4 protein-coding genes and 1 pseudogene are annotated in these 6,287 nt (G+C 69.9%); 3 read left to right on the top strand and 2 right to left on the bottom strand.

From position 1 onward, the window contains the following. The coding region (locus ACIBG8_RS00045) for a DUF1015 family protein (protein WP_397340166.1) at positions 1-1,186 on the top strand (1,186 nt) is incomplete at its 5' end. A 140-nt stretch (positions 1,187-1,326) separates the two neighbouring features. Here the strand turns inward: ACIBG8_RS00045 and ACIBG8_RS00040 are convergent. Beyond that, positions 1,327-2,187 (bottom strand): single-stranded DNA-binding protein, encoded by an 861-nt coding sequence (locus ACIBG8_RS00040; RefSeq protein WP_397343875.1) that lies wholly within the window; start codon positions 2,185-2,187, stop codon positions 1,327-1,329. A gap of 163 nt (positions 2,188-2,350) precedes the next feature. On the opposite strand from ACIBG8_RS00040, the gene ACIBG8_RS00035 reads away from it, so the two are divergent. Beyond that, positions 2,351-3,277, top strand: coding sequence for an MBL fold metallo-hydrolase (locus ACIBG8_RS00035; RefSeq protein WP_397340165.1), 927 nt, complete (start codon positions 2,351-2,353; stop codon positions 3,275-3,277). A 267-nt stretch (positions 3,278-3,544) separates the two neighbouring features. Here ACIBG8_RS00035 and ACIBG8_RS00030 read toward each other — a convergent pair whose 3' ends face one another. Then, positions 3,545-4,741: a hypothetical protein gene (locus ACIBG8_RS00030; RefSeq protein WP_397340164.1), complete on the bottom strand. Its 1,197-nt coding sequence runs from the start codon at positions 4,739-4,741 to the stop codon at positions 3,545-3,547. Between ACIBG8_RS00030 and ACIBG8_RS00025 the strand changes: the two are divergent. Continuing rightward, positions 4,679-6,287 (top strand): annotated as a pseudogene (locus ACIBG8_RS00025) (hypothetical protein); the annotation flags it as partial. The gene ACIBG8_RS00030 and the pseudogene ACIBG8_RS00025 overlap by 63 nt on opposite strands.

Here is a 6,287-nt window from a genome sequence, read left to right as displayed (position 1 = left end):
CACCACGGGCAGCGCGAGTACTCCGGCTGGCGCCGCTGGTGGGTACGGCGCCGTCGACCCCGCGCGGTACGGCGAGGCGCGGGACACTCTGCGGGCCTGGCTGGCCAGCGGTGTGCTGGCCGCAGACCCCACCCCAGCCCTCTACGTCTACGAGCAGAACGGCCCGGAGCGCCTCCAGCGAGGCCTCATAGGCGACGTCTGCCTGGCCGCGCCCGAGCAAGGCATCGTCCTCCCCCACGAAGACGTCATGCCAGGCCCCGTCGCCGACAGGCTCGCCCTGATGGGCACCACCCAGGCCAACCTCGAACCCATCTTCCTCCTCTACAACGGCGCAGCTGGAACCACGACGCAGCTCGTGGACAAGGTGGCCACCAGCCGTACCCCACTCATGGACGTCCGCACCGACGACGGCGTACGCCACCGCCTGTGGGCCATCACCGCCACCGACGAGATCGACGCCATCAACGCCGACCTCCACCCCAGGCAAGCCCTCATCGCCGACGGCCACCACCGCTACGCCACCTACCGCGAACTCCAACGCCAGGAGCACTCCCACCCCACCGAACAGCCCGCCGAGCAACCAGCCGGGCCGCGGCCGGTTGGCGCCCGGGAGTTGCGGCAGCCGTGGGACTTCGGGCTGGCGCTGCTGGTCGACTCCAGCGCGTACCCTCCCGACCTCAAGGCGATCCATCGCGTCATCCCGAGCCTGCCCGTCGAAGAGGCGACCGCCCGCGCCAAGGGTTCGTGGCAGGTGCACGACTACGCCGACCTGAGCAGCGGACTCACCTCTCTCGACGCCGCGACCGGGCCGGCGTTCCTCCTGACCGACGGCACCACCAGCCATCTGCTGACCGACCCGGACCCGATGCAGCTGAGCCTCGCGATGCGTGACGACCACTCCGAGCGGTGGAACGCCCTGAACACCTCCATCCTCACGGAGTTCGTGTTGCCCAAGGTGTGGGGGATGCAGGACGACGAGCAGGCCGTACGGATCGTCCACCACGACCCGCAGGCCGCCGCGCAGCTGGCCGCACGTACTGGTGGCACGGCGGTGATCCTCAAGCCCCTCGCCGTAGACGACGTACTCGCCGTTGCGGCGGCGGGCGAACGCGTCCCACGCAAATCCACCTCCTTCGGCCCCAAACCGCGGACCGGGCTGGTCCTCCGCACCTTCGCCATCGACTGACAGCGCCCCACCGGGGATGGCAGTCGAGCTGCCCCCTCGCCGCGGGCGAGACGGTAGTTGAGCTGCTCTCTCGCCGTGCAGCGAGGCGGCAGTTGAGCTGCTCTCGTCGCGGAGGCGAGATGGCTGAGCGAGCGAGGAGCTCAGGCGGGTGCTAGTTGGGGATCTGAGGCTGGTTGCGGGGCTGAGGTCAGCTCAGGCTCTGGCTTGGTCGCGCTTGGTGTGGTGAGTGCCTGAGCAGGGGGTTGCTCGGGCACTCGCCTGGTCGCGCTGGGTGTGGCGAGGGTTTGGGCAGGGGGTTGCTCAGGCCCTGGCTTTGTAGCGTCTGGTGTGGCGAGGGCCCTGACAGCGGGTTGCTCAGGCTCTTGGGGCTGCGTGCCGATTTGGGATATCGCAGCTGGCGTCACCGCTGCCGGTATGGCTTGCGCGTTTGTGAAGGCCCGTGCGTCAGCGCGAGTAGTGGCCTGCGCGTCGGCGGAGGGCCTCTGTGCAGGCCGATGGCCAGGTGCGGCGGCCGGGAGGCCTGGCGAGGCCGTGGGTGTGGCTTGCGTACCTGCGGAAGAACGCTCTTCGGCGTGAGGGGTGGTCTGCGCGGCAGCCAGGGCGTGGGGTTCTGGTGCGGTGGGCTGTCGGGTGGGAGGTGGTTGGCTGGTTTGGCGCTCCAGTGGGGTGGTTGGGGGGTGTGGTTGTCGGGGGTGGGGGATGGTGATGGGTTCCAGTGGGGTGATGGTGCTGACCTCTACCTGGTAGCGCCAGGTCTTGCCCTGGGGTGGGCCGAAGATGCGGCAGCGGAGCTCGCCCGACACCTGCATCTGGTCGCGGGGTTTGATGCTGCGTAGCACGTCGGCGGCGCCTGGTTCGAAGGTTACGCAGGGCAGCACGTCCACCAGGGCACCGCGGGGTCGGCTGGGGTTGCGGCGGACTATCAGGCGCCAGCTCACCAGGGTGTCGCCGCTGGGCAGCGTCTTCTCCTCTGGCTTGTCGGACAACTTCCCCACGAGCACGACCTCGTTGCGGTCCACAACGGGGCTCCCTTCTGGCTGGAACGGACGCGGAGGGGCCGGGCGTCCCTCCTGTGGAACGGGGAACAGTCTTTAGGATGTGGAGATCCGGGCAGGGATCCGAACGCTGTTCTGGGGATGGCCGACATCTGGACTGGGGTGACCTGTGGAAAACATCACCGACCTGGGCGGCGACGTCTATGAGATCGACACGAGGATGGCCGGGTATACGGGGATCACGGCGGGATATCTGATCCTCGGGGATCGCCCGTGTTTGGTGGAGACGGGCACCTCGACGTCGGCGCCGGTGGTGCGTGACGCGCTCGCCGCGCTGGGTGTGGGCCCTGATGATCTGGCCACCGTGGTCGTTACGCATATCCATCTCGACCATGCGGGTGGAGTGGGAGATATGGCGCGGTTCTTCCCGTCCGCGCAGATCGTGGTGCATGAGAAGGGCGCTCGGCACCTCGCCGATCCGTCGCGTCTGATGGCGAGTGCGCGGATGGTCTGGGGTGACCGGCTCGACACGCTCTTCGGTGAACTGTCCCCTACGGACGCCGAGCGCATCGTGGCACTGGGCGACACCGGCGCGATCGACCTGGGCAACGGGCGGACGCTCAGCAGCCACTACGCGCCTGGTCACGCCAAGCATCACGTGGGGTTGGTGGATTCGGCCACCGGTGACCTGTATGTGGGGGACGCCGCTGGGGTCTATCTGCCGGAGACCGGTGATCTTCGTCCGGCCACGCCGCCGCCGGACTTCGATCTGCAGACGGCGCTCAACTCGATCGCGCTGTTTGAGGCGCTTGGTCCACAGCGGTTGCTGTTCAGCCACTATGGGCCGGTGGACGCGGTCAAGGAGACGTTGGAGAGGTCTGCTGAGGAGTTGCGGGTCTGGGTGGATCTGACGAAGCAGGCGCATTCTGAGGGGATGGATCTCGACCACGCTGTCGCTATGGTGCGGGATCGCACGAAGGAGCGGTATGCGGCGCTTCAGGGGGATGAGGAGATTGCTGAGCAGTTCGAGCTGTTGAGTGGGGCGCCGTCCAATGTGGCGGGGATCCTGCACTGGCTCGACCGGGTCTCGCCCTAGCCCTCAGACTTGAAGGTCGTCAGCCTCTCGTTGTCCAAGGGTCGTTGGTGTGGGCAGCATAATCGGCGCGTTGTTTCTCCGTACGGCAGGGCCGCTGGAGTCAGCGCGCGCCCAGGACGTGAACGGCGGCCCGCTGGACGTGGTGCGTACAGCGCCCGTTGGGCAGGGCGCGTCGTGTGGCCGGGTTTGCGGCAGGGCCTGGGATGGCGCAGTTGGTGGGGCTCAGCCGTACCGACCTCATGAGGTCGGTACGGCTGAGCCGCAGGGTTATGCGTCGGGCTTGGACTTGGTGTCGGGCTCGTCGGCGTCGTCGAGGATGTCGCCGAAGTCGGGCTCGATGAACGCCGGGCCCACGCCTCGTACGGGGGCGGGGGTCTCGAGGTCGGCGTCGGTGTCGACCGCGGCGGTCGGCTTCACGGGCTCTTCCTCTTCGATCTCCACGTCATCGGAGTCGTCGAGAACATCGTCTTCATCGTCGATGTCGTCCTGAGCGTCGTTGCTGTCAGAGGCCGTCTCGCCGCCCTCTGCCACGTCGTCGCGCAGAACGTCCGAGTCGTCCTCGTCGTCCTCCTGGTCGTCGTCCTCGTCGGCGTCGTCCCGATCGTCTTCGTCGTCGATGTCCTCGACTTCGTCCTCGTCGCGGTCGTCCTCGTCGCGGTCGTCGTCGTCAAGGTCGTCGTCGTCATCCAGGAGGTCGGCGGGGTCGTCGTCGTTCAGGACGTCGCCGGATGAGCGGCGGTCGGCGCGGGCGTCGACGTCCTCGTCCGAGTCGTCCTCGTCTCCGTCGTAGTCCTCATCGTCGTCTTCGAGGGCGTCCTCGTCAGGGAGTTCGCCTTCGGCGGAGTCGAGGACGTCGCCGTCGTCGTATTCCTCTTCGAGGTCCTCGATGACCCCGCCGGTCAGCTCGGCGTAGCGCTCGGCAGCGTCGGTCTCGCCGTCCTCGTCGAACGCCATCGCCCGGCCGAACCAGTCGGTGGCCGCCTCCTCGTGCCCAGCCTCGGCGAGCGCGTCCGCATATGCGAACGCCAGCCGCGCCGACCACGGGTGCGCCTTCGTGTCGCGCAGTTCTGGCACGCGCTGCAGCGTGATCACCGCGGCGTCGTGCTGCCCAAGGTCCCGGCGGGCGCCGGACTCGACGATGGCCAGCTCGATGCGTCCCTCGCGGTCGAGGCGTTCCGCCTCGGGTGACCGTACGAGATCAAGAGCCCGCTCCGGGCGGCCCATGCCGCGCTCGCAGTCGGCCATGATCGGGAGGTACGCATCAGAGCCCGTCATGCGCCGGGCGGCGCGCAGGTCGCTCAGCGCCTCGGAGAAGTGTCCTGCGCGGTAGGCGACGATTCCTGCTGCTTCGCGCACTACGCCGATGCGAGCGGCGAACCGACGGGCGACCTTTGTGTGCTCGTGCGCACGGTCGGGGTCGTCCTCGCCCAGGGCGCGCTCGGCGGCGACGAGGTGCTTGCCCACGAGCTCGGCGAGGTCGCCGGGAAGGGAGCGCAGTTCGTCGCGTACTTCCTTCTCGAGCTCTTCCGCCGTGATGTCGGGCTCGAGCTCGGGCAGGCGCTCGCGCTGGGGCTCGTCGTCGCGGTCGGGCCTGCCGTACCGTGCCCTGGCCTCGCCCCGGTCGTCGCTGAACGGCCTGGGGCCGCGGTCGTCGCGCGGCTGGAACTCGCGGCGGGGGCCGCGGTCCTGGGAGTCGGAGCGCGGACGGTCCTGGAAGTCGCGGCGCGGGGGTCGGTCGTCGCTGTCGCGGCGGGGGGCGCGGTCGTCGCGGGGGCGGAAGCCGCTGTCGGGGCGGTCTTCGCGGCTGGCGAAACCACGCTCGTCACGGTTCTGGAAGGGACGGCGGGGGCCGCCGCTCTGGAAGTCACGACGAGGGGGGCGGTCGTCGCCGTCACGGCGAGGGGCGCGGTCGTCGCGGGGGCGGAAACCGCTGTCGGGGCGGTCTTCGCGACTGGCGAAACCACGCTCGTCACGGTTCTGGAACGGACGGCGAGGGCCGCCGCTCTGGAAGTCACGACGCGGGCCGCGGTCGTCGCCGTCACGGCGCGGGGCGCGGTCGTCGCGGTTCTGGAAGTCGCGACGGGGGCCGCGGTCGTCGCGCGGCGGGAAGTCGCGGCGAGGGCCGCCACTCTGGAAGTCTCGACGGGGACCGCGGTCGTCGCCCTCACGGCGGGGGCCACGGTCGTCACGACCCTGGAAATCGCGACGGGGGCCGCGATCGTCGCGCGGCGGGAAGTCACGGCGAGGACCACCGCTCTGGAAGTCACGACGCGGGCCACGATCGTCACCCTCACGGCGGGGACCGCTGAAGTCACGACGCGGACCGCGGTCATCGCCCTCACGGCGGGGACCGCTGAAGTCACGACGCGGAGCACGATCGTCGCCCTCACGGCGCGGGCCGCTGAAGTCTCGGCGGGGACCACGGTCATCGCCCTCACGGCGGGGACCGTTGAAGTCACGGCGAGGGCCGCCACTCTGGAAATCGCGGCGCGGGCCACGATCGTCGCCATCACGACGCGGACCGCGGTCATCGCGTGGCTGGAAGTCACGGCGGGGGCCGCCGCTCTGGAAGTCACGACGCGGGCCACGGTCATCGCCGTCTCGGCGCGGGCCGCTGAAGTCACGGCGCGGGCCGCGGTCGTCGCCGTCTCGGCGGGGGCCACGGTCGTCACGGTTCTGGAAATCGCGACGCGGGCCGCCACTCTGGAAATCGCGACGGGGACCGCGGTCGTCACCCTCACGGCGGGGACCACTGAAGTCGCGGCGCGGACCGCCACTCTGGAAATCGCGGCGCGGACCACGATCGTCACCCTCACGGCGCGGGCCGCTGAAGTCACGACGGGGACCGCGGTCATCGCCCTCACGGCGGGGACCGCTGAAGTCGCGGCGCGGACCGCCACTCTGGAAGTCACGACGCGGACCACGATCGTCACCCTCACGGCGCGGGCCGCTGAAGTCACGACGGGGACCGCGGTCATCGCCCTCACGGCGGGGACCGCTGAAGTCGCGG

It is taken from the genome of Nonomuraea sp. NPDC050556, assembly GCF_044457355.1.
GTDB lineage: Bacteria > Actinomycetota > Actinomycetes > Streptosporangiales > Streptosporangiaceae > Nonomuraea.
The sequence above is the reverse complement of the archived record's forward strand: the minus strand, read 5'-3'. Positions and strand labels throughout refer to the sequence as shown.